This window comes from Embleya sp. NPDC050493 (assembly GCF_044458105.1).
Classification (GTDB): domain Bacteria; phylum Actinomycetota; class Actinomycetes; order Streptomycetales; family Streptomycetaceae; genus Embleya.
Genome location: NZ_JBITHP010000039.1, coordinates 35,244 through 57,866 on the forward strand (window position 1 = coordinate 35,244; position 22,623 = coordinate 57,866).

A 22,623-nucleotide genomic window follows, 5' to 3' on the forward strand; every position below is an offset into this window, starting at 1 on the left:
CCGGCCCATCGGGGGGTCAGCGGGCGCCGCGGCGTGTTCCGGCCCCGCCGAGGCTGTAGGCGTTGAGTGCGGCCCAGGCCAAGGCGATGGATGCGGCCTTGGCGCGGTGCGCCTTGGAGGGCAGGCACGCGCCCAGGATCGCCGCGTCGCCGATGTCGCATCCGATGCGGCACCAGGTGGCCACGCGGCGCGCGCGGTCGCCGCCGGCGCACGTCATGGCGACGCCGATGACCGCGTCGCGGGCGCCGATCATCCGGATCAGCGGCGCCGTGTCGGCGGTGGCCGAGCCGTCCGGCGCGGTCGGCAGGCCGCATGGGCGGGCGAGCCACCGGGGGCGCAGGAGGATCGCGACGCCGTACGCGGTGGTGGCGGCGCCGAGGGTGCGGTTGAGGGCAGACGTCATCGTGTACCTCGTCGATCGTGTTCGGTTCGGGGGCAGCCGGACGCCGCCCGGGGTACCACGGGCACTTTGCGCAGCCACAGCCACAGGCCCTGTGCCCTGATACCGGCCGATACCCGGTGCGGCAGCAGAGGGAAGCGGATCAGCAGGGCGGCGAACCGGGCGGGGGTGGCGGGGACGCGCCGCCCGCGCCACTGTGCGGTGAACACCACGCGGCCGCCTTGGTGGAGCGTGACGCGGACGTCGAAGCGGTCGCCGGGCTCCGGCGCGCGGATGTCGTAGTGGCCTTCGACGGTCAGGAAGGGCGAGACGTAGAAGGCCTTGTCGGTCCGGGCGCGGCCGTCTCGGCCCGGGTGCAGCAGGTAGCGGTGGCGTTCGCCGTAGGTGTTGTGCACCTCGGCGACCACGCAGGCGAGCCGCCCGTCTCGATGGTGGCACCAGTAGAGCGTCAAAGGGTTGAAGACGTAGCCGAGGACGCGCGCGTTCGCCAACATCAGGATCCGTCCCCCCGACAGGTCCACGCCCTGGTCGGCGAGCCAGGTCGTCAGATTGGCGCGGATCGTGCGGGTCGGGTCACCGATGTGGTCGCGGGCGTCGAAGCGGGCGAACGCCCGCAGCAGCCGGGGGAGTCGGACGGGGGTGTCGAGGTCGACGAGCCAGGTGTAGCCCTGCTTGCGAAACCGTCGCCGCGGCTGCCGCAGCCGGGTGTGGACCACTTCGGTGCGGTAAAGCGCCGTCCCCGTGCTCGCGGCGGAGGCGCGTGGGCTCGTCGTCGTCACCACGCCACCCCCAGTGCGGCCGCCGCGCGGACGCCCGACGCGCAGCCGTCCTCGTGGAACCCCCATCCGTGGTAGGCCCCGGCGAAAGCGGTGCGCCCGGTGTTGAGCAGCGGAAGTTGCCGCTGCGCGGTGAAGGAGGCGGGGGTGAAGACCGGGTGCGCATACGTCATGCGGGCCAGGACCGCCGCGGGGGCGGGGCGGTCGGTCGCGCCGAGGGTCACCAGGTACCGGTGCGGCTCGTCCAGGCGCATCAGCCGGCTGACGTCATAGGTGACCAGGACCCGGTCGCGATCGACGCCGCCGTCACAGGCGGTCTTGAGGTAGTTCCACGAGGCGTGCGCCGCGGGCGCGCGGGGCAGGAGGGAGGGATCGGTGTGCAGGCAGGCCTCGTTGTGCGTGTACCGGAACGCCCCGAGCACTCTGCGTTCCGAGGGGAGGGGATCCGCGAGCAGCCGCAGCGCATCGTCGGCGTGCGTCGCGAGGACCACGGCGTCGAACTCGTGCACACGGTCCGCGTCGTCGCGGACTTCGGCGCCCGTCTCGGTCCTGCGCACCGCCCGGACCGGCGTCGCCGCGTTCACCGACGCCAGGCCCTTGGCCGCGCGGTCGACGTAGGTGCGGGACCCGCCCTGCACCGTTCGCCAGGACGGTGAGCCGCCCACGGCCAGCATGCCGTGGTTGGCGAGGAACGCGAACAGGTACGCGGCCGGGTATTCGCGGCTGCCGCGCGTGCCTGTCGACCAGACCGACGAGACCAGCGGCATGACGAAGTGGTCGACGAAGTAGGGCGAGAAACCGTCGGCCAGGAACTCGCCCAGAGTCGGGTGGCCGTCGGAACCGCGGGGCTCCCGGGCGAGCAGGGCCCGGGCCCGGCGGTGGAAGCGCACGACCTCGCCGAGCATGCGCAGGTAGCGGACGTTGACGCTGTTCGACCGCTGCGCGAACAGGCCGTCGACGCGCCGTGCGCCCGCGTACTCCAGGCCGCAGCCCTCGCAGCGCACGCTCATCGACATCTCCGCGTCCTGTGTCCGCACGCCCAACTCGGCGAAGAGCCTGATCAGGTGCGGGTAGGTGCGTTCGTTGTGCACCAGGAAGCCCGTGTCCACCGGCACCGTCCCGCCGTGGTCCGCCGGGATGTCGTGCGTGTGGGCGTGCCCGCCGAGCCGGTCGTCGGATTCGAACAACCAGACGTCGTAGCGGCGTTGGAGGACATAGGCGGCGGTGAGGCCGGACACTCCGGCGCCGATGACCGCGACGCGCGGCCGGGGCCGCGTCACCGCCGCGGCCTTGCGGCCGGGGTGATCGGGCCGGCGGATACCGGACTGCGGTGTTCAGGCATGACTTCTCCGTCCCCGAGGGTCGTGCGTATCGCGACGCTCGCCCACAGTTCGGGTCGTGAGGGCGCAACGGATGCACCGCCGGGCCGGAAATTTCGTCGGGTTCCGCGCGCGGACGGTCTTTCCGCCCGGAGGACCGGAAAGTTGCGGTTCGGGCGCATCCGCTCCGAGGGCGAGCGCGGAAGGAGGGATGAAGGGTTCTGCACGGACGAGATCTGGAGTTTCGGATGGACACGAAAGAGAGGAACCCGATCACCCGCGACAGCGTCGCTCCCGGTCGCGATGCCGGGCGTGGCCACGGACGCGGCAGTCGACCGCCGGCACGGCGACGGGCCGCCGCCGCGCTCGGCGTCGGCGTGTTGTGCGCGTCGTCGGTCGCCTTCGGTACGGCGCCCGCGCACGCCGCCGACACGGCGACCGTCTCGGTCCTGCACGGCATCCCCGGGCCAACCGTGGACGTGTACGCGAATGGTCGGCAATTGCTGCCCGACTTCAAGCCCGGCACCCTCACCGAGCCGCAGCAGCTCCCGGCGGGCAGCTACGAGGTCAAGGTGTTCAAGGACAACGAGGGTCCGGCCGGGGCACCGGCGCTGCAGAAGACGGTCGACGTTCCCGCCGGCGCCAACGCAACCCTGGTCGCGCATCTGGGGCCGGACGGCACGCCGATGCTGTCCGCATTCGTCAACGACACGACGCCGATCGCGGCCGGCAAGGCCCGCGTGACCGTCCGGCACGTCGCCGCGGCTCCGGCCGTCGACGTCCGCGCCGCCGGCACACCGGTGTTCACCGACCTGACGAACCCCAAGGAGGCCAAGGCCGACGTCGCTGCCGGCACCGTCAAGGCCGACGTGACACTCGCCGGAACCTCCACGGTGGCGCTCGGCCCGGCCGACCTGAACCTCGCCGAGGGCACCAACACGATCGTGTACGCCTACGGCAGCGCGAACGACAAGAGCCTCGCGTTGAAGACCCAGACGATCTCCGGCCTGCATTCCGCGCCCGGCGGCGTCCCGGCCGGCGAGTCCGGCGCGGCGGCGCACTCCGGTGCGGAAGGCGGCTCCGGTACGCCCGCATGGGCGATCGGTCTGGGCGCGGCCGCGGCGCTCGGACTCGCGGCCGGCGGGTACCGCCTCGCCACCGCGCGGCGCTGACGCCCGTGCGACGGACATCCGACAGGCGAGGGGCCGACATCACGGCGGGACCGTCCCGGCCGTGATGTCGCCCTGATGGGAGGTTGTCGTGCTGCGTGACCCGCATCGGCGCCGGGTGCCGCCGGCGAACCCCGTGCCGATGCCCGGCGTCCCGGGCCCGCCCACTCGGCGGCGCACGCGGATTCCGGCATGGCGACTGGTCGTTGCCGGTGTCGCGGTGACCGCGTGCGCGGCCTGCGGATCTGCCGGCGCACCCCCGGAGTCGCTTGCGCCACCGGCGCCCACCACGTCGTCGGTCCCGCCGGCCGATGCGTCGATCGCTTCGGCGGGCGCGGGGTCGGAATCCGGCACCGCGGCGCCGGAGGCACCCACGGCGGTACGTGTGGCGTCGCTCGGGCTGTCCGCTCGCGTGGTGCCGGTGGGCGTACGAACGGACGGTCAGGCGGAGGTACCGCCGGACGGCGAGACGGTCGGCTGGTACCGCTTCGGACCGGCGCCGGGCTCCGCCACCGGGTCCGCCGTCCTGATCGGGCACGTCGACACCGCGGACGGACGCCTGGGGCGGTTCGCGAAGCTGGAGCGCGGCGCCCCGGGCGACCGCGTCACGGTCGAGCGCGGCGCCGCAGCGGTGCTCACGTACCGGGTGACGCGGGTCGAGACGGTCCCCAAGGGCCGGCTCCCGGCCACCGGGATCTTCCGGCGCGACGGGCCCGCGCAACTGGTGCTGGTCACGTGTGGCGGCGCCTACGACCGCTCGGCCGGGGGCTACCGGGCCAACCTGGTGGTCACGGCAGTGCCGGAGCCGACATGACCCCACGCACGGCCTTCCCCGGATCCGCGGTCCTGGCCAGTACAGTGGCGACCGTGGAAGCGCTCGACGACGCCGACGTCGCCAAGGCCTTCGCGGCCGGGCAGCAGGCGGCGTTCGCCGAGACCTACCGGCGGTGGGGCGGACTGGTGTTCACCGTGTGCGTGCGCGCACTCGGCGACCACGCCGAGGCCGAGGACGTCGCCCAGCAGGTATTCGTCTCGGCCTGGCGCGGGCGGGCCACGTACCGCCCCGAGGCCGGGTCCCTGGCAGGCTGGCTGGTCGGCATCGCCCGGCACCGCATCGCCGACGCGTACGCCGCCCGCGCGCGCCGGGCCGACCCGACCGACGCCGAACCCGCCGCCGATCCGTCGTACGACGCGGACGTCGTCGAACGGGTGGTCGTCGGCGACGAACTCTCCCGCCTGGGCCAGCCGCAGCGGCGCATCCTCGAGATGGCGTTCTTCGGCGACCTGACACACACTCAGATCGCCGCGCGGCTCGCCCTTCCGCTCGGCACGGTCAAGAGCCACATCAGACGCGGCCTCGGCCGCCTGCGCGACCGCTTGGAGGAGGTGGACGATGAATCACAGTGACCCGACGACGCTCGCGCTCGCGGCACTCGGCGAGCCGGTGCCCGAAACCGACCGCGCACACATCGCCGCCTGCCCCGTCTGCCGCGCGGAACTCGACCGCCTCCAAGCCGCGGCGCGCGTTGGCCGCGACGTGCATCCCGACGACGAACCGACCCCTCCGCCGCCCGGGCTGTGGCAGCGCATCAACGACGAACTGGCCGGCGCACCGGGGCCCCCGGCAGCCGGCGACGGACGATCCGAAGCTTCCACGGGTCTCGGCGGGGACGGGGGTTCCGCGCGGCACGGCGAGGACGACTCCGCCCCGAGGGCGACCGGCGCCACGCACCTGCCCGGCAGCCCGCCCACCCCCTCGAACGGCGCCACCGCGCCCAGGGAACGGTGGTTCAGGCTCCGGACCTCACTGGCCCTTGCCGCCTCGGCCGCGCTGATCGGTGCCGCCGTCGGCATCGGCGGCACTCTGTGGGCCGCCCGCGACGACGAGAGCCCGCCCATGCAGGTCACCGCCGCGACCCGCCTCGAGCCGCTGCCCGCGCACCGGGCGGTCGGCGACGCGGTTCTCGACACCGGTGGCGAGACCGGCCGGCGCCTGGTCGTACGCGTCTCCGGCCTCGCCCCGCAGCCCGGCTTCTACGAGGTCTGGCTGCTGGACCGCGACGCGCAGAAAATGATCGCCGTCGGCATGCTCCCCGCCCACGGGGAAGCCACCTTCGACCTCCCGCCGACCCTCGACCTGGCCGGCTACCCCGTCGTCGACGTGTCCCTCCAGCAGTACAACGGCTCGCCCCAGCACTCCGGCGACAGCGTCGTCCGCGGCACCCTGCCGAGCAGCTGACCCGGCACCGTCGCCCGCGTGCGCGGGCGGGCGTCGCGCCCGGTGGCCCGCGTGGGCGGGGTCCGCGCCGTCGCCGCGAAGCGGGCGAACGGGTGCCACCGCGGGCTACTTCGTGGTCGGCGGCGTCGGTGCGGCGGCCAGTCGGGAAACGTAGTCCCACAGCTCGCGGCGGGCCGCGGCGCCGTCGGGCCGGGCCCCGAGGGCGTACGTCGCGGGACGTGGTCTCCGGTCGTGCCACAGGAGCCCGGTCGTGCGGACCGCTTCGGGGGCGTGGCCGAGCCAGACCACGGTGTCGGCGCCTTGGGCGGGTGTGCGGATGACGGGGCGGGTGAGGGTGCGGAACACCGGCATCCAGTTACGCACCCCGGGAGTGTCGGCCCAGCCGGGGTGCACCGCGTGCACGTGTACGCCCGCATCGCGCAGCCGCTCCGCCCACTGCTGCGTCAGCACCACCTGGGCGCGCTTGGTCCGGGCGTAGATCTTCTTGGGCGTGTAGCGGGTGTCGGCCGACTCCGGGTCCCCGGCGGGAAGCCGTTGGCCGTACTGACCTCCGGAGGTGACGTTGAGGACGCGCGAGGGAGCCGCGGCACGCAGCACCGGCAAGAGCGCCTCGGTGAGCACCCAGGGGGCCAGGACGTGGGTGGCGAAGGTCAATTCGACGCCGTCGACGCTGTAGGTGCGACGGTCGGGCATGACACCGGCGTTGTTGACCAGCACGTCCAGCCGTGCTTCGTCGCGGAGGAACTGCTCGGTGAAGGACCGCAGTTGGGCCAGGGAGCTGATGTCACAGGCGACGGGCCGCACATCGGCCTCGGCTGGCCCGCCGGCTGCGGAGCCGACGTGTTCGCGGACCCGGCGCGCCGCGTCGTCGGCCCGTTCCGGGTTTCGGCCCAGGACGCGGACGGATGCGCCCAGCCGGGCGAAGCCGACGGCGGCCTCCAGCCCGATCCCGGACGCGGCGCCGGTGACGAGCACGACGCGGCCGTCCATGCGGCCGCCGTCCTCGGGCCAGCCCGGCAACCGGCGGCGCAGGTGGTAGCCGGGGGTGCCGTAGCCCAGGACAACGGTGCGGTCCAAGGCCCGGTCGGCCCACGTCGCCAGGTTCATGAGCGGCTGCTACCCCGGGCGCGAGGTGGGTATCCGCGGTGGCGCATGTGGGTTGCCGGGTGGGCCGGACGGCCGGCCGGGTGCCGGCCGGTGCACGGCCACGCCGACGCCCTGAAGCGGTACCCGCGCCGCTCTTTCCCGTATCCGGGCGCATGGGGGAGTCAAGGGCACACGAACATCCTCGACCGGCACTGCGGTTCACACCGCACACCGGGGTCGGTGGCTGTCGTTGCCGATCCGATCCACACCGAGCGAACCGCCTCCGGTGCACCCGTGGTGGATCAGTGCGCCCCGGCCCGCGCCGCCGAATGCGTCCGCCGCTGCGCCGCCGGGGTGCCCCGGGCTCGTGGCCCCGTTGGTTGCGGGGTGGTTGTGGTGGGGATGCCGGCGCGGTCGGCCTGCGGAACCGAACGGTCGAGGCGGCGCGCGACCCTACTTGCCGTCCACGATCGACCGGACGTTGTCGATGGCTCCGCAGTTTGCGTCGAGGTACTTGCCACGTGCCTGGGCGAATGCGGTGCCGAGTTCCTCGCGGCGGTCCATGGCGACGTTCTCTCGGGCACCGTTGAGGATGGTGCGCTCCTCCTCGTCGGCGTGGTGGGTGACCTTCTCGACCAGTTCCTCCAGCTTCTCGTCCCACTCGTCCGAGCCGACCCGGTCGACTTCGAGGAGGGCGAGAAGCGCCCTGTTGCCTTCTTCGTGCTCCTCCTCGCCGTGTTCGACTTCCTCGTCGTCGATGTGCTTGTAGCGCTTGAGTGCCGGATAGACCTCGGCTTCCTCCGCGAGACCGTGCGCGATGAGCAGGTCGGCGAACTCGGCCAGCGCGGCGGCCCGGTCGGCCTCGACGCTGCGCATGCGCCGGAAGAGGTCCTCCATCCGCCGGTGGTCATCGAGGATCAGTTCGACGACGTCGCTCTGTGCGGCCATGATGGATTCCTCCTGCTATTCGTTCGTAGGACCGGTTCGCCCGTGGAGTCCGGTGAAGTCCGAAGGCAACGCAGGACTACCCGCCGGGACGTGGCACATGCACGGCGTCTGGACACCATCGGTTCCCTTTGCCGCCGGGCAGGCCCCGCGTGCGTCGAGTACTGCGAGCCGCATGGGCTCTAACTGTCAAGACCCGACGGGCGAATACCCGCGGAGGGCTCCCGGCGCTGACGCCCGACGTCAAGGGTCGTGGTGACGGTGCTCGGCTCGATCCGCTCCCACGCGGCGGCCGTGGCGGCACCGCGCCGTCCCGGGTCGCGGAGCAGCTGGAGGACCGGCGCGGGAACCTCAAGACGCGGCGGGCTTGGGAGGTACGCGACGGACGCTTCGCCCTTGACGGCAACGGTCCCGCGGTGGTGCCGCCGATGCGGGGTGTTCCCGGAGACATGGGCGAGCAGGTGCGTCGGGGCGGGCCGACGTAGCGCGTCCGCGTGCTCCATATGCGCAGTCGCGGGAGATGTCAAAAGGGTCTCGCATTGTGGATAGACACCGAAAGCCACCGGTTGCACACTGGCCCCCTGTGCAACCGCGTCAGGGGGTCGAACTTGCCTTACGTCATTGCCGGTTTAGTGCTCGTCGGCATCGTCGTCCTGCTCAACCTCGCACTGCTCATCGTCATCCTGCGCCGTTGGCAAGAGCTGGAAGTCGTGCGCAGGCGGGCCGACTTCACCGCCCAGGGTCCGCAACCGGGCGACCGTCTGCCGGACTTCACCGCCACCGGGATCAGCGGCCGGACCCTGACCCGGGAGGACGTCGGTGCGGGGGAGTTGCTGCTGGGGGTCTTCTCCCACGACTGTCCGTCCTGCATCGACAAGGTCCCCGACTTCGCCGAACGGGCCGACCGGGTCCGGGAAGCGGGCGGCCGGGTCGTGGCACTGGTGATGGGTGCCGAAGCCGGTGAGAGCGGCCTGATCGCCGAACTCGTCGGGCCGGCGGACGAGGTCGTCCCGGAGCCCGAGGCGTCACCGCTGTTCCGGGCCCTGCGCGTTCCCGGCTTCCCCACGATCCTCAGCTACCGAGGCGGCGTACTCGCCGCCCCTTCCGCCGACGGCCGTCAACCGGTGCCTGCGGCGTCCTGAACCCCGGTGCGGCCGCGAGGTCACACCGTGGATTACGCACGTTCATCCACACACAATGAGGAGAACCATGCGCACACTCAAGGCCGGTGCCGGCCGCCTGATCGAGCGGATCCTGCCCAAGGCGGACGCCGAGGCCGGCTGCCCGACGGACTGCTGGACCGAGTGGACCGCCAACGGCCAGCGGTGCCGTCGCTGCTGTATCACGCCCAGGTGCGGGGTCAGCTGCGGCAGCTTCGACTACTGCTGACAGTTGCGGGGCGGGCCGCGTGCGGCCCGCCCCGCATCCGCGTGCCCACTCTCCCGGAGCCACACTTGTCGGACCTGCTGCTCGTCTGCCGCCTGACCCTGATCTGCGTGCTGGCCGTGGCCGGCCTCGCCAAGCTGCGCGACCGCGCCCGATTCGCCACGGCACTGGGCGACTTCGCCTTTCTGCCGGCCGCGGCCCGGCCCGCTCTCACCGTCCTGGTCCCCGCGGCCGAACTCGCCGCCGCCGTGCTCCTGGCGCTGCCCGCGACGCTGACCGCGGGCCTGGCCCTCGCCGCGGTCCTGTGCGCGGCGTTCAGCGCCGTGGCCGTCACCACCATGCGCCGCGGCAGTCGGGCCGCCTGCCCGTGCTTCGGCAGCAGGACGACCGTGCCCATGGGCCCCTGGCACGTCGCCCGCAACGCCACACTCACCGTGTTGGCCATCCTCGGCGGCGCCGTCGCCGTCGCGCACGGCACCACCACGCCCCTCGACGCCCCCGCGCTCGCGCTCGCCGTCGGGAGCGCCGCATATCTCACCACGCTCGCCGTCTTCACCGACGACATCGCCTTCTTCTTCGCCGCCCGCAGCGACCGACGCCGAAAGGACGACCACACGTGATCTACGCCGTTGCCGGCCTCGCCGTTCTCGCCGCGGCCGCCCTCGTCAACGCCCTCTTCACCCTCGCGATCGTCAGGGGCTGGCGTGCGACGATAGCCGCCTCGGCCTCGGCCGCCCACTCCCCGGCCACGGCCCCGCCGGTCCTCGCCGTACAAGAGGGCGACCACACCCCCGCGTTCACCTTGCACACTCCCCGAGGCGACGTCACCGAGTCCGCCCTGGCCGGGCACCCCGCCCTCATCTGCTTCCTGCGTCCGGACTGCGGGCCGACCAGGAACAGCCTCCCCGTGATCGAGCGGTGGGCCCAGGCGAATACTCGGTCGGGCGCGCGCCTCGTCGCCGTCATCAGCGCAGAGGCCCCCGATGCCGTTCCGCTGGTCGAAGCGGTCGGCCCGCTCACCGGATTCGTCGCCACCGAGCCCCCGAACGGTCCCGTCGCCCGCGCCTTCGGCGTACGTCACCACCCCAGCTTCGTCCTCCTCGACGCCGACGGAACCGTCACCGAGACAGGTATCGGCCAAGGCTCGCTGCCCGCCCTCGACCACCTCTCCGCATGATCGGGACGTCCACGTACCGCGCATTCGCCGCCCGCACGGCCGAATACCTGCGGGGACTCGCCGCGGTGCTCGCCCTGACCATCCGAGCCTGCCCCGGGGCACTCGCCGTCCGCCTCGCCACCGTGGTCATCGCGGGCGCGGCCCCGGTGGCCGCCTCCTGGCTGCTCAAGTACGTGGTCGACGGCCTCGGCGCGAACGACTTCCGCACCTGGGACCTCTACCGGGCCGCATGTGGCATCGGCCTGTTCACCGTCCTCCTCGCCGCCGGCTCGGCCATCTCCTCCTACGCCGACGGCCGCATTCGTCGCGCCACCTCCACCCAGGCCCAGAGCGACCTGCTCGCCGCCGTCAACCGACTCGGCGGCCTGTCCAAGCTCGAAACGCCGACCTTCCAGAACCGCGTGCAACTCGCCATCCAAAGCGCGCAGGGAGCCGACCGGCTCGTCGCCGCGACACTTCAAGGCGCGCAGGGCGTTCTCACCATGGCCGGCTTCCTGGGCAGTCTCCTGCTCGTCAGTCCCACGTTGGCCGCCATCCTCGTCGCCGCGGCCGTCCCGGCCCTGTTCGCCCACCTGGCCAACAGCCGCCATCGCGCGGACATGTTCTGGCGCACCAGCAACCTCGCCCGCCGGCAGATCTTCTACAGGGGACTCCTCACCGATACGCAAGCGGCGAAAGAGATCCGCCTCTACGACCTCGGCGACTACTTCGCACGGCGCATGCGTACCGATCTCGACAACATCAACCGGCAGGAGGAGCGCCTCGACCGCCGCCTCGCCGGCTACGAGACGGCCCTCGCCGTCCTCGGAGCCGGCATCTCCACCGGCGCACTCGTCTGGGGCGTGCACCAGGCCGCCGCCCACGCCCTCACCGCCGGTGACGTGTCCCTTCTCGTCGCCGCCTCGGCCGGCATGCAGACGGCACTGGTCGGCCTGGTGGGGTGCATCGCCCAGAGCCACCAGACGGCCCTGTTGTTCAGCCACTACCGGCATGTCACCGGGGTCCGCGACGACCTCCCCCCACCGGCGAACCCGATCACACCCCCGCCCCTGAGCCGCGGCCTGGAAATCCGGGATGTCTGGTTCCGCTACACCGACGACGGACCGTGGATCCTCCGCGGCGTCACCCTGACCATCCCGCACGGCACCAGCCTCGCCGTCGTCGGTCTCAACGGGGCCGGCAAGAGCACCCTCGTCAAACTGCTGTGCCGGCTCTACGATCCGCAGCGAGGCAGCATCCACTGGGACGGCATCGACCTCAAGGACATCCCCGCGGACCGGCTGCGCCGGCGGGTCAGCGTCGTCTTCCAGGACCCGATGGAGTACGACCTCACCGCCAAGGAGAACATCGGCCTCGGCGACCTCGGCTCCCTCGACGACGACGAGCGCATCCACGCCGCCGCCGCCGACGCGGACATCCACACCGCCCTCGTCCGCCTCCCGCAGGGCTACGACACCATGCTCAGCCGGGTGTTCTTTCCCGACGACACCGAAGACTCCACCCCCGGCGTCCAGTTGTCCGGCGGCCAGTGGCAGCGCCTGGCCCTCGCCCGGGCCCTGATGCGTTCCGAACGCGACCTGATGATTCTCGACGAACCCAGCACCGGCCTCGACGCGGTCGCCGAACGCCACGTCCACGACCGGCTCACCGCACTGCGCCGAGGTGCGACGAGCATCCTGGTCTCCCACCGTCTCAACACCGTCCGCGCCGCGGACGCCATCGTCGTCATCGCCGACGGCACCGTGCACGAGAGCGGCACCCACGAACAGCTCATGGCCATCGACGGCGTCTATGCCGAGCTCTTCACCACACAGGCCGAAGGCTACGAGGAGATCGTCCGGTGACCACCGCGGCCCGAAGGCTCCTCGCCCTCGCCGGCGTGCTCCTGTCCGCCGCAGCCCTGTCGTCGGCACGTGGGCGGTTGGTCGCGGTGACCGTTCGCGGCTACAGCATGTCGCCGACCCTCATGCCGGGCGACCGGGTCCTGATGCTTCGCGGCGGACGCCGGGTCGCCACCGGTCGGCTGGCCGTCGTCGTCGCGCCCCACCCCGAGTACGGCTGGAGTCCGCCCGCGGGCGCCACACCCGACTCGTGGTACATCAAACGCATCGCCGCCGTCGCCGGAGAGCCCGTACCGGACTGGGCAGGCCGATGCCCCGGCATTCACGTGCCGCCGGGCATGCTCGTGCTCCTGGGCGAGAGGCCGGGCTCGGTCGACTCCAAGAAATGGGGCTACTGCCCCGAGGACAAGCTCATCGGCACCGTCCTGCTCCGGCTGGGGACCGCAGCCGGCGCGCCCTCCCCGCGCCGCCCCGCGCGGGACTCGCCGCCGCCGACGACCCCTGGCCACACGCTGCGCCGCGCGGCGGCCGGCGAAGTCGCGGACCCGACGGCGACCGGCACGGGCCCGCTGCGCCGGGACATCAGGCCGCAACTGCCGGCGGCCATGGACCTGTTGGTCGACCGACAGGTGGAAGACAGCGCGGACAGGATCCAGCCAGGCGAGCCGGACTGACCCGTGCACGGGCAACCGGCCCTCCCCCGCCGGAGGTTCGCGTGACGAACGGGAACAGCCCTTGGGCTTGCGGCGGTTGCCGTCGCCGTCGGGCGCTGCATGTCCGGGTTCACCCCGTCGTCGCGCCGGGGTGGATCGAGGCGGCGGGGGAGGACCTGGTTGCCGATCATCAGTCCGCGCTGTTCGCCCCCAGGTTCGCGACCGCGACCGTCATCCTTGGCACCGCAACAGCAGCAGCCCGGTCATCCGGCTTCGAACACGATCGATCGGAGAGTTCCCGGCAGCGCTTGGTCAGGTTCACTCGGTGAGGGCAGAAGAGCCCGGAAAAAAGTTCCGGCGGAACTTGAGAGATTCCGCTTCGCCGAGCCACGTCTCCTCCGAACGGGCCGCTTTCGGCGGCCCCTCGCCGAAGGGACGGTCGATGAACGAACAACTGTGGCGGAGGCGTCGCACACCGCGCTCCGCCTGCCTGTGGGCGGCACTGATGGCCATGCTCCTCGCCCTCGTGACGACGGCGGGCGCGCCCCCCGCCTCCGCGGCCGACCAGCCGCTCTGGGCCACCGCCGGCTATCTCGGGAGCCCCGGCTCCAGCGTGGTCGCGGAAGTGGAGAACTCGTCGCTCGCCTCCGGCGCCGGGGTGCGGCTCTGGCCCTTCCACGGCGGGCAGAACCAGCGCTGGCAGTTCCTCCCACGCCCCTCGAACCCCTACACGTGGCAGATCGTGGCCTCGCACAGCCGCATGTGCATGGACGTCGAGGGCGGCAGCCGCGCCCCCGGCGCGCGCGTCCGGCAGGCCCCGTGTCACAACGGCTTCAGCCAGGCATGGGAGCCGTTCGTCGTCCGCTACGACGGCTGGGGCCGGCCGCTGTACCGCTTCGTCAACGACAACAGCCACCTGTGCCTCGAAGCCGCCGACACCCGCCCGGAAGGCGAGTTCCTGCACCAGGCACCGTGCGCCGCCAAGAGCGGCCAGGAGTGGTCGATGACCCGCCCGGTGAGCAACCCGCTGAGCGGCAGAGTCATGGACGTGTGGTACGCATCCACCGCCGCCGGAGTGCCGGTCTGGCTGTGGGACTTCGTGTCCGGCCCCCACCAGGATTGGTACGCCCGCACCCTGCCCGACGGCTACGCCTCCCAGTTGGTGGCCGTCCACTCGCGCATGTGCCTGGACCTCGAAAATGGTTCGACGGCACCCGGTGCCACGCTCGTCCAGCAGCCGTGCGACACCCGCCGCGCCGGCCAGCGTTGGGTGGTCGAGGTCACCTCCTGGGACATCCACCGCTACGCGATCTACCGCATCCGCAACACCACCGCCAACCGCTGTCTGACGGCACCCACCATCGGCAACGGAACACGCCTGGTCATCCTCGACTGCAACGGCGCGCCGAGCCAGGAGTGGCGGATGTAGCCCCCACCGGGCCCGGCGTCGCGCACCCGGCGCGGGGGCTCGCACAGGCCCCGGCCGCCCATTCGGCGCCTCGCATGGTCGGCGGGCGGGGACCCCGCCCGCCGACCATGACTCCATGACTCCTCCGGCTGCGACCACCGCTCGGTCGGGTCGTCCGGTGGGGACCCGGTCGGGTCAATCTCGACGCGTCGTTGTCAGCGTCGGCGTCGGCGTTCGGGGTTCGGGGTTCTTGCGGGTTTCGAGTGGCCGTCGGCAGTCGGCAAGGAGAATTGGCCGACGGGGTGGCCGTTGATGGCGGCCGGCTTGGGTGCCGCCGGGTGCCCGTGGACGGCGAAGTAGGCGCGGCCGATGGCCAGTCCGCCCTCGAAGGCGGTGTCGTCGCAGTTTCACACCATGCCCAGCCGCTCGAGCAGCTCGATCCGGTGCGCGGTGATCGATCCGGCCGCGCGGGCGCGTCGCCGGTCGCCGATCCGTTGCCCAGCCGAACCGGGGTCCTCGCAGGCCACCGCGTCCGCGCGCAGGTCGACGCCTTCCGCCGGGAGGCGCACGTTGCCGAGCGCGCCCCGCGGGCGATGGGCCTTGGGGGACTACGCGTTCGACGAAGCGGAACCCGCCCACGGCCGCCCGGGATTCGTTCGTGGGCCGCATCTGCGGCCGGGAACACAAAACGGGAGACGCCACATGGACGTGATCAACCACGACGGCACCGCCGGGCCGCCACTCCGGGCCGAGGCCGCGCCGAACCACCCATGAAACGGGCGCCTCTTCCGCAGCCCGGCCTGATGTCGCCAGTGGCGAAGGCCGGCCGCCGTCGAGCCGTACCGGGAGTAGAACCGATCCGCGTCGTCGTGACGCGACTCGAACTCTCCTTGGGAGCACAGGTGTTCAGACGAATACACGGCAAGCGCACGACCGCCGCCCTGGCCGCGGCGTGCGCGGTGATCGCGGTTCCCGGTGCGGCCTCGGCGCAGGCCGGCATCGTGCCATCGCCGTCCTCGGCCCGTGAAGGCCACATCGTGGCCGCGGCCCACCCCATTCCGGGTCGCTACATCGTGGTTCTTCGGGAAGGCGCACATACCGCGGCGGACGTACACGAGCGCTCCGCCGCGTTGGCCGGGTCGTACGGCGGCAGGGTGCGGCAGACGTACGGTTCCGCGTTGTCGGGGTACGCCGCCGACATGAGCGAGAGCCAGGCGCGCCGGGTCGCGGCGGATCCGCGGGTCGCGTTCGTGGAACAGGACGGCGTGGAGGAGATCACCGACACGCAGAGCGATCCGCCGTCGTGGGGTCTGGATCGAGTGGACCAGGCGAAGCTGCCGCTCGATCGCAGCTACACCTACCCCAACGGTGCGGCGAACGTGACCGCCTACGTGATCGACACCGGCATCCGGGTGTCGCATCGCCAGTTCGAGGGGCGGGCGAGTGTCGGATTCGACGCCGTCGGCGACGGCAACAACGGACTCGACTGCAACGGCCACGGGACCCACGTCGCGGGGATTCTCGGCGGCCGTGACTACGGCATCGCGAAACAGGTCAAGATGGTCGCGGTGCGGGTGATCGGTTGCGCGAACACGGGCAGCACGTCCCAGTTGATCCAGGGCGTCGACTGGGTGACGGCACACGCGACGAAGCCGGCCGTGGCCAACGTGAGCATTCGCGGTGGGCTGAGCGCGGCCAAGGACGCGGCCTTCCGCAGGTCGATCGCAGCGGGGGTCACCTACGTCGCGGGCGCGGGCAACGACGGCGCGAACGCTTGTGACTACTCGCCGGGTCGGCTCCCCGAGGCGATCACGGTGCAGAACTCGGACGCCTCCGATCGGCGGGCGTCCACCTCGAACTACGGCAGTTGTACGGACCTGTTCGCGCCCGGGACGAGCATCGTCTCGGCGTGGAAGGACGGTGACACCGCGACGCGGACGGCCAGTGGGACCTCCATGGCGACACCGCATGTCAGCGGTGCGGCGGCGATATATCTGTCCGCGCATCCCGCCGCGACGCCGGCAGAGGTACAGGCGGCGTTGATCGCAGCGGCCACGCCGGACCGGATCACGGGTGCGGGTGCCGGGTCGCCGAACCGGCTCCTTCGGGTCATCGGGTAGAACGCTCCAAAGCGGGCGCCGCGGCACGCGGCGCCCGCCCCACGGTACGAGCCGGCCCACCGGCGGATCGGTATACACCGGGGCGGCGCGTACGCCATGGCCGCCGCGCTTACGCCGGGTAGGGAGCGGCCTCGCGTGCGGCGCGGAGTGCGCCCGCCCACCAGGACAGCTGGTCGAGGAGGGTCTTGGCGTACCCCGGCGCGGCGGCGTCCAGCGGCCGGCCGTCCTGCCACGCGGTGAAGTAGTTCGGGAAAGCGAGGCCGTCGCGCACGGTGACCGCGTGCAGCTCGGTCAACACGTTCTCCAGGTGCAGGACCGCGTGCCGCCCGCCCGCCGCGCCGCCGTAACTGACGAAGGCGACGGGTTTGGCCGTCCACTGCGTGAAGTGCCAGTCGATGGCCGCCTTCAACGAGGCGGGGTAGCTGTGGTTGTACTCGGGCGTCACCACGATGAATGCGTCGGCGCCCTCCAGCGCCGACGTCAGTGCCGCCATCCCGGCCGGGCGGGGGTAGTCGTCGCCCGCGTACTTCGGGGACGCGGCGGGCAGCGCCAGCGGGATGTCGATCTCGGCCAGATCGACGACGTCCACCTCGAAGCCGCCGTGGGCGGCGGCCTGTTCGGCGACCCACGAGGCCACCACCGGGCCGAACCTTGCGTCCCGAACGCTTCCGACGATGATCAGCAACCTGTGCTCGGTGTTGTCCATGCCCACCACGATCACGTGGCACCGGGAGCGCAACCAGACCGCGCTCAGGCCGGCCCCCGCAGGGCCTGCCTGAGCCCTCCACAGCCTGCCGGCGCCGTCGTACGCTCGCCTCATGGGTACGCCGTTGGGAGACTTCATCCGCGCGAAGCGGGACAGCATCCAGCCGGAATCGCTGGGACTGCCGGAGCATGGACGCCGCCGTGCGCCGGGTCTGCGCCGCTCGGACCTCGCCGCGCGCGCGGGCATCAGCGTGGAATACCTGACCCGCATCGAACAGGGCCGGGACCGCAATCCCTCCACGCCGATCGTGCACGCGCTCGCCGACGCGCTGAGCCTGGATCCGTCGGAGCGCGAGCACCTGCGCTACCTCACGAAGATCACCGGCGGTCAATGCCCGTCGCACACCCGGCCCGCGCCGCCGAGCCGGGCGGTGCGACCGTCGGTCCTGGAGACGCTGCGTCTGCTCGACCCGGGGATCGCACTGGTGACGAACCGGCTCGGCGACGTCCTCGCCCACACCGACGGCTTCGCGGCGGTGGCCGACGGTACGGGGCTTCTCGACGCCGAGGCCCCCAACCTCACCCGCTACGTCTTCACCGACCCGCGCGCCCGCGAGTTCTTCGCGGACTGGGACGACGTCGCGGACGAGCGGGCCTTCGACCTGTGGCTCGGGCCGAGCATCGAGAACACCGCGTGGCTCACCGAGGAACTCGCGCGCGTGGCAGGCCCGGACTTCACCCGCCGCTTCAACAGGCACGTGCTGCCGCAACGCGGCACCCTCCGCCTGAACCATCCCGCGGGGTGCGCCTTGCGGTTGCTCCGGGAGACCCTCGAACTGCCTTCGGACGCACAACAATTGGTGGTCCTGTTGCCCGCGGACGAGGCCACGGCGCAGGCTCTCGAAGAACTCCGCCACGGGCGCAGCGGTCGGCTCCGGGTCGTCTCGTGATGTCGTCGACCCATGGCGGGATGTCGTCAGCCCGCGGCGGGACCGATGGCGCGGTGGATCGGCCGGTCGATCCGGCGGCGGGCGGGAACGCGGTGTGGGGGCGCGAGGTGTGTTGGGGCGCGGTGGGTCTCGCCGTGCGGGCGTATAGGGCGGCCCGGTCCGCGCGGTGGACGGCAGCGCGGACCGGGCCGGTCGGAGGCGGCGTTCTCGGAGGAGAGGCCGAATGCGGGTTCGGTCACGCCGCGGGTTCTTCCCCCGAGGCCTCGGGTGGGGCGAGCGTGGCGGGGGAGTCGGCGTCGGGGATCGCGAGCGTGGGGACGCCGGACCCGTCCGCGGGGACCTGCCAGACGTCGGCGTGGCCGCGCCCGCGCGCCACCGCGTAGGCCACCGTTCGCGCGTCGATCCAGGTGGCCTGGTCGTCGACCGAGCGGGTTTCGGCGAGTGGGGTCACCGTGGCGGTGGCCAGGTTCAGGACCGACAGGCGCCAGCCGTGTCGTGGGTCGCCGTCCACGGCGGATTTGAAGGCCAGTCTGGTCCCGTCCGGTGACAGGGAGGGGCACTCGACGTTCTCCCGGACGGTGCGGAGGGTGTGCGTCGCCAGGTCGCCGTGGACGAGGTAGCGCCGTCCGGCGGTGGACATGGTGGCGTAGAAGTGCCCGTCGTCCCGGGTGAACGTGACGCCCCAGAAATTGAGATCCGCGGCTTCGTAGGGCCTGTCGTCGACGCGCACCGACCAGTCTTCCAGGGTCGAGACCAGATCCCCGGTGCGGGTGTCGAGGATGCCGACCCGGGTGGAGAAGCGGCCGCCGTTGTAGGAGTCGCCGGTGACGAAGACCGTCCAGGCGACCATGCGACCACTGGGCGAGACCTGGGCTCGGTTGGGCACGCCGACCAGCGGGAGCGCGCGCCGCCGGCCCAGGTCCGGACCCAGGACGACGGCTTCGAAGGTCCTCAGGCCGCCGTCCAACCGCAGGCAGATCCCGGTGCCGGCGGCCGCGTACAGCCGCGCACACGAGGTCGTCGACACGGTGCGACTGCCACGGGGGTCGTTCGCCGCGACCGAGACCAGATGATCGCGGCTGTCGTGCGCGAGGCTGCGCGCGATCAGGTGCGGACCCGGGACGAGGGAGACCGCGCCCGGGGTGCCGGCGCTCGCGGTCCGCCGGGCCGGCCCGGCGGCGGAGCCGATCGCCGAGATCGCGACCGCCACGAGCGAGACGAAGCCGACGATCGCGAGCGGGATGCGCAGGCGTGGATTCATCCCACGGCCTCCTCGGGAGTGGGAGTGAGGGTGGGCGCCGTGAGTACGACCGCCGTGACGGTGATCGCCGCGAGCACGGCCGCGGCGGCGCCCCTGGTCGCGGCCGCGGGTCCCCAGGTCACCCACGCGAAGCCGAAGGCGACCGACGAGAGGAGGTAGGCGAGGGCTTGGGCGGTTTGCACGAGCGCGAGTCCGGTCGTGCGCAGGGAGGCCGGTAGCACCGGTGCGGCGAGTGCCATCAGGACGCCGTCGCCGGCGGCGTAGAACGTCCCCAGGCACAGGAGCACGAGGGCGGTGGTCCACGTGCCGGGCAGCGGACCGAACAACAGGAGGTAGCCCACGCCCAGCGACAGGTAGCCGCCCAACAGGGTGCGCTTGCGGCCCCAGCGGTCCGCGAGCGCGCCGAACGGTGCCGCGAGGGTCAGGTAGACGAGGTTGGTGCCCACCGCGTACAGCGGGAACCAGCCCGCCGAGAATCCCTGACGGTCCATCAGGACGAGGTAGACGAAGCCGTCGCCGATGGTGGCCAGTCCGAGCATCCCGGCCGCGCACACCAGCCCGCGCACCCGCGCCGATCTCAGCAGCGCGACGGCGGCGCGGGTGGTGACGGGATCCGCGCATGGGCGTTCCCCGTGGTGGTCGTGGGTGAACAGGGCCAGGGTCAGGAGGCCGGCGCACGCGAAGCAGAAGCTGGTCACGAACAGGGCGTCGAACGCGGCCGGTGTCGTGGCGCCCACGACCGACAGCACGCCCAGTGCGGCGAGGGGGCCGAGGAAGGCGCCCGCGCTGTCCATGGCGCGGTGGACGCCGAAGGCCCGGCCGAGCAGGGGCTCGGGGGTGGACAGGGTGATCAGGGCGTCGCGCGGTGCCGACCGCAGGCCCTTGCCGGCCCGGTCCGTCACGATCACCGCGCCGAGCGCGGACCCGGAGGCACCTGCGCCGAGGAAACCCAGTTTGGCCACCGCGGACATCGCGTAGCCGACGCCGGCGACCCGTTTGTGCCGTCGGGTGCGGTCGGCGACATAGCCGCCGACCAGGCGCAGCAGTGCGGTGGCCCCGGTATAGAGGCCGTCCATGACGCCGTAGGCGGCCGGGCCGAGGTTCAGCGCAAGGACGAAGTACAGCGGCAGGACGGCGGTGACCATCTCCGAGGAGACGTCGGTCAACAGGCTCACGGCGCCGAGCGCGAGCACGTTGGGGCCGATTCCGACCCGCCCGCGACGCGACCGGGCGCGGCGGGGTCGGCGCACGCGCGGGGCGTCCCGGGCCGGTCGGTCGATGGTCGAGAGGTACACGGTGCGTTGCCCTTCTCGGTGGACGAGTGGAGCGGGGACCGGGTGCGGTGACCGAGGGGAAGAGTCGGCCACCGCACCGATCGAGAGGGGCGGTGGTCAGCCGGTGATCGTGACGTCGTCGACCTGTGCCTCGAAGAGGCTGACGGCGCCGAGGTCGGCGGCTTCGATCTCCACCCGGACGGTTCGGCCCGCGAAGGCCGACAGGTCCACGTTCGCGACCTGCCACGTGCCGGCGACCTCGGTCGCCGTGCCGGCGCGTTCGAACACGGTCGTGGCCCGGGTGTCGTCGAGCACCCGGACACGGAAGTGGTCATCGGCCCCGGAGTTGTCGCCGGTGGCCACGCTGTACGAGAACCGCAGGTTCGGCGCGGTCGCGCCCGCGGGCAACGTGATCGCCGGAGAGCGCACCGAACTCACGCCCGCATCCAGGTCGTTGGCGCCGTATTCGGCGCCGGCCCGGGCCCCGGTGGACAATGCGTTGGTGCCGGAGACGGTCGTCCCCAACTGCTTGACCTGCTTGGGGCCGTATGTGGAGCGTGTCTCGTCGGGATCGCCGCGTTCCCAGGCTCCGGACGTCGCGGTGTCGGTTCCGGCGGCGTTCACCTTCCAACCCCGGTCCGCTTCGAAGTCGTCGTCGAACAGCACGGATCCGCTGCCGGAGGGGCGGACCGTCCAGGTGAACGACGTGGTCGCGAGGGCTCCCGCGGCGTCCTGGGCGGTCACGGTGACCGACGCGGTGCCGGGCGTGGTCGGGGTGCCCGACACCCGGCCCAGGGCCGGGTCGAGCGTCAGGCCGGCGGGCAACCCGGTGGCCGCCCAGGTGTAGGGCGCGCTGCCGCCGGAGGCGGACAGTTGCAGCGCCGTCGCGGTGCCCGCGGTGGCGCTCTGGTTCCCGGGGGCGGTGATGACCGGTCCGGCCGCGGCGCCCCAGGCGTCGGTCACGGCGGTCTTGCGGGCCGCCTCGCCCAGCGGCGGCAGGCCGTGCATGTCCTCCAGGGTGCGCAGGACGCCGTAGTGGTTGATCTGGGTCGGGGATTGGTAGCCGGCCTTGACGTTTTGGCCGACGAAGACGGTGTGGATCTGGTTGACGGAGCGGAAGTCGTCCTCGTCGAAGGTGGTGATCAGCAGGCTGTTGTGGGTCTTGGCCCACCGGACGTAGCCGTCGAGGTTGCGCTCGAGCCAGGTGTCGCCGGTGCCGGTCGAGCAGTCGTGCATGTCGTTGCACATGTCCGGCACCACGAACGACACGTCCGGGAGCTTGGAGTAGTCCGACGGGAAGGCGGAGAACGGGACGTGGGTGCCCGCTCCCGCGGTGCCGGAAAAACTGGCCCAGGGAGCGTGCTTTCGACGGTACTTGCCGCTCGAACAGGTCCTGGAACCGGCGCTGGGCAAACCTTCCGAGTACGCCTTGAACGTCTTGCCCGCCGCGGCGAGTTGTTGCCCGAGGTTGTCTCCGGTCAGGTCGGTGCAGGAGTCGCCGGTCACCCCGTGCTGCGAGCCGGAGAACAGTCCGATGTAGTTCGGCTGGCTGGGGTGGGTGATGCCGAACGAGTTGGTGAACAACGTGCCCTGCGCGGCCAGGGCGTTGAAGTAGGGGGCCTTGGAACTGCCTTTGATCGTTTCGTAGTTGGTGTTCTCGAACAGCACGATCACCACGTGGTCGAACCTGGGTACGGCCGACGACACCGCGGCGGCCGGAGTTGCCGCGTGCCGATCGGCGGCGTTCGCGGTGGGCGAGAGCGAAGCGGTGGCGGCGACCAGTAGGGCCAGCGCGGGAAACCCCAGCGTGGCCGGGACGCGTGTGATCCGCATCGGGGGACCTCCTCGAAGGATGGTGGGCGGTGGCGGCGAGGTGAGCCGCCGTGGACGGGTACGGGCGCAGGGGCCGACGAG

The 22,623-nt window shown here is 72.3% G+C and carries 23 protein-coding genes; 13 read left to right on the plus strand and 10 right to left on the minus strand.

Annotation, left to right across the window (positions count from 1 at the left end; translation table 11 throughout):
- Positions 1-16: 16 nt before the first annotated feature.
- From ACIBM5_RS42490 to ACIBM5_RS42500, 3 genes are read right to left on the minus strand one after another with little or no spacing between them, the layout of a single operon-like run.
- On the minus strand, positions 17-403 hold the full coding sequence (locus ACIBM5_RS42490) for a DUF4267 domain-containing protein (protein ID WP_396012034.1): 387 nt from the start codon (positions 401-403) through the stop codon (positions 17-19).
- Positions 400-1,179, minus strand: coding sequence for a DUF1365 domain-containing protein (locus tag ACIBM5_RS42495; RefSeq protein ID WP_396012036.1), 780 nt, complete (start codon positions 1,177-1,179; stop codon positions 400-402). Before ACIBM5_RS42495 ends, ACIBM5_RS42490 begins: the two co-directional genes overlap by 4 nt.
- Entirely contained in the window at positions 1,176-2,456 is a 1,281-nt protein-coding gene (locus ACIBM5_RS42500) for an NAD(P)/FAD-dependent oxidoreductase (protein WP_396012037.1), read from the minus strand. The genes ACIBM5_RS42495 and ACIBM5_RS42500 overlap by 4 nt, the downstream gene beginning before the upstream one ends.
- A 287-nt stretch (positions 2,457-2,743) precedes the next feature.
- Here ACIBM5_RS42500 and ACIBM5_RS42505 point away from each other — a divergent pair, with 287 nt between their 5' ends.
- From ACIBM5_RS42505 to ACIBM5_RS42520, 4 genes are all read left to right on the plus strand, one after another.
- Positions 2,744-3,667: a DUF4397 domain-containing protein gene (locus tag ACIBM5_RS42505; protein ID WP_396012038.1), complete on the plus strand. Its 924-nt coding sequence runs from the start codon at positions 2,744-2,746 to the stop codon at positions 3,665-3,667.
- A 418-nt stretch (positions 3,668-4,085) separates the two neighbouring features.
- Positions 4,086-4,478 (plus strand): class F sortase, encoded by a 393-nt coding sequence (locus ACIBM5_RS42510; RefSeq protein ID WP_396012039.1) that lies wholly within the window; start codon positions 4,086-4,088, stop codon positions 4,476-4,478.
- Positions 4,475-5,071, plus strand: coding sequence for an RNA polymerase sigma factor (locus tag ACIBM5_RS42515; RefSeq protein WP_396012040.1), 597 nt, complete (start codon positions 4,475-4,477; stop codon positions 5,069-5,071). Before ACIBM5_RS42510 ends, ACIBM5_RS42515 begins: the two co-directional genes overlap by 4 nt.
- Positions 5,058-5,903, plus strand: coding sequence for an anti-sigma factor (locus ACIBM5_RS42520; protein ID WP_396012041.1), 846 nt, complete (start codon positions 5,058-5,060; stop codon positions 5,901-5,903). Before ACIBM5_RS42515 ends, ACIBM5_RS42520 begins: the two co-directional genes overlap by 14 nt.
- 105 nt (positions 5,904-6,008) lie before the next feature.
- Here ACIBM5_RS42520 and ACIBM5_RS42525 read toward each other — a convergent pair whose 3' ends face one another.
- Positions 6,009-7,010, minus strand: coding sequence for an SDR family NAD(P)-dependent oxidoreductase (locus ACIBM5_RS42525; RefSeq protein WP_396012042.1), 1,002 nt, complete (start codon positions 7,008-7,010; stop codon positions 6,009-6,011).
- Positions 7,011-7,442: 432 nt separating this feature from the next.
- The gene (locus tag ACIBM5_RS42530) at positions 7,443-7,937 is read right to left on the minus strand and encodes a hemerythrin domain-containing protein (protein WP_396012043.1); all 495 of its coding nucleotides are present in this window, start codon (positions 7,935-7,937) and stop codon (positions 7,443-7,445) included.
- A gap of 605 nt (positions 7,938-8,542) precedes the next feature.
- Between ACIBM5_RS42530 and ACIBM5_RS42535 the strand changes: the two genes are divergently transcribed.
- The 7 genes from ACIBM5_RS42535 to ACIBM5_RS42565 all read left to right on the plus strand — a co-directional run bounded on the left by ACIBM5_RS42535 (position 8,543) and on the right by ACIBM5_RS42565 (position 14,420).
- On the plus strand, positions 8,543-9,076 hold the full coding sequence (locus ACIBM5_RS42535; protein WP_396012044.1) for a redoxin domain-containing protein: 534 nt from the start codon (positions 8,543-8,545) through the stop codon (positions 9,074-9,076).
- 67 nt (positions 9,077-9,143) lie between these two features.
- On the plus strand, positions 9,144-9,323 hold the full coding sequence (locus ACIBM5_RS42540) for a hypothetical protein (RefSeq protein ID WP_391588892.1): 180 nt from the start codon (positions 9,144-9,146) through the stop codon (positions 9,321-9,323).
- Between the two features lie 65 nt (positions 9,324-9,388).
- A complete protein-coding gene (locus ACIBM5_RS42545; RefSeq protein ID WP_396012046.1) occupies positions 9,389-9,940 on the plus strand; it encodes a MauE/DoxX family redox-associated membrane protein in 552 nt (183 codons plus the stop codon).
- Positions 9,937-10,497 (plus strand): TlpA family protein disulfide reductase, encoded by a 561-nt coding sequence (locus tag ACIBM5_RS42550; RefSeq protein WP_396012047.1) that lies wholly within the window; start codon positions 9,937-9,939, stop codon positions 10,495-10,497. The genes ACIBM5_RS42545 and ACIBM5_RS42550 overlap by 4 nt, the downstream gene beginning before the upstream one ends.
- Entirely contained in the window at positions 10,494-12,341 is a 1,848-nt protein-coding gene (locus ACIBM5_RS42555; RefSeq protein ID WP_396012048.1) for an ABC transporter ATP-binding protein, read from the plus strand. The genes ACIBM5_RS42550 and ACIBM5_RS42555 overlap by 4 nt, the downstream gene beginning before the upstream one ends.
- A complete protein-coding gene (locus tag ACIBM5_RS42560) occupies positions 12,338-13,012 on the plus strand; it encodes a S26 family signal peptidase (protein WP_396012049.1) in 675 nt (224 codons plus the stop codon). The genes ACIBM5_RS42555 and ACIBM5_RS42560 overlap by 4 nt, the downstream gene beginning before the upstream one ends.
- Before the next feature lie 421 nt (positions 13,013-13,433).
- Complete coding sequence (locus ACIBM5_RS42565; protein WP_396012050.1) at positions 13,434-14,420, plus strand: RICIN domain-containing protein; 987 nt, start codon at positions 13,434-13,436, stop codon at positions 14,418-14,420.
- Between the two features lie 386 nt (positions 14,421-14,806).
- Here ACIBM5_RS42565 and ACIBM5_RS42570 read toward each other — a convergent pair whose 3' ends face one another.
- Complete coding sequence (locus ACIBM5_RS42570) at positions 14,807-14,968, minus strand: hypothetical protein (protein ID WP_396012051.1); 162 nt, start codon at positions 14,966-14,968, stop codon at positions 14,807-14,809.
- A gap of 333 nt (positions 14,969-15,301) precedes the next feature.
- Here ACIBM5_RS42570 and ACIBM5_RS42575 point away from each other — a divergent pair, with 333 nt between their 5' ends.
- Positions 15,302-16,519 carry a S8 family peptidase gene (locus ACIBM5_RS42575; RefSeq protein WP_396012052.1) on the plus strand — a complete coding sequence of 406 codons (1,218 nt, stop codon included), beginning with the start codon at positions 15,302-15,304 and terminating at the stop codon, positions 16,517-16,519.
- 109 nt (positions 16,520-16,628) lie between these two features.
- On the opposite strand, the gene ACIBM5_RS42580 is transcribed toward ACIBM5_RS42575, so the two are convergent.
- On the minus strand, positions 16,629-17,225 hold the full coding sequence (locus ACIBM5_RS42580; protein WP_396012053.1) for an NADPH-dependent FMN reductase: 597 nt from the start codon (positions 17,223-17,225) through the stop codon (positions 16,629-16,631).
- Positions 17,226-17,337: 112 nt separating this feature from the next.
- Between ACIBM5_RS42580 and ACIBM5_RS42585 the strand changes: the two genes are divergently transcribed.
- A complete protein-coding gene (locus ACIBM5_RS42585; protein ID WP_396012054.1) occupies positions 17,338-18,174 on the plus strand; it encodes a helix-turn-helix domain-containing protein in 837 nt (278 codons plus the stop codon).
- Between the two features lie 235 nt (positions 18,175-18,409).
- Here the strand turns inward: ACIBM5_RS42585 and ACIBM5_RS42590 are convergent, their stop codons facing one another.
- The 3 genes from ACIBM5_RS42590 to ACIBM5_RS42600 form a co-directional block, all read right to left on the minus strand.
- Positions 18,410-19,435, minus strand: coding sequence for a TolB family protein (locus ACIBM5_RS42590; RefSeq protein ID WP_396012055.1), 1,026 nt, complete (start codon positions 19,433-19,435; stop codon positions 18,410-18,412).
- Positions 19,432-20,730 carry an MFS transporter gene (locus ACIBM5_RS42595; RefSeq protein WP_396012056.1) on the minus strand — a complete coding sequence of 433 codons (1,299 nt, stop codon included), beginning with the start codon at positions 20,728-20,730 and terminating at the stop codon, positions 19,432-19,434. Before ACIBM5_RS42595 ends, ACIBM5_RS42590 begins: the two co-directional genes overlap by 4 nt.
- A 96-nt stretch (positions 20,731-20,826) precedes the next feature.
- Positions 20,827-22,542: an alkaline phosphatase family protein gene (locus tag ACIBM5_RS42600; protein WP_396012058.1), complete on the minus strand. Its 1,716-nt coding sequence runs from the start codon at positions 22,540-22,542 to the stop codon at positions 20,827-20,829.
- Positions 22,543-22,623 lie beyond the last annotated feature (81 nt).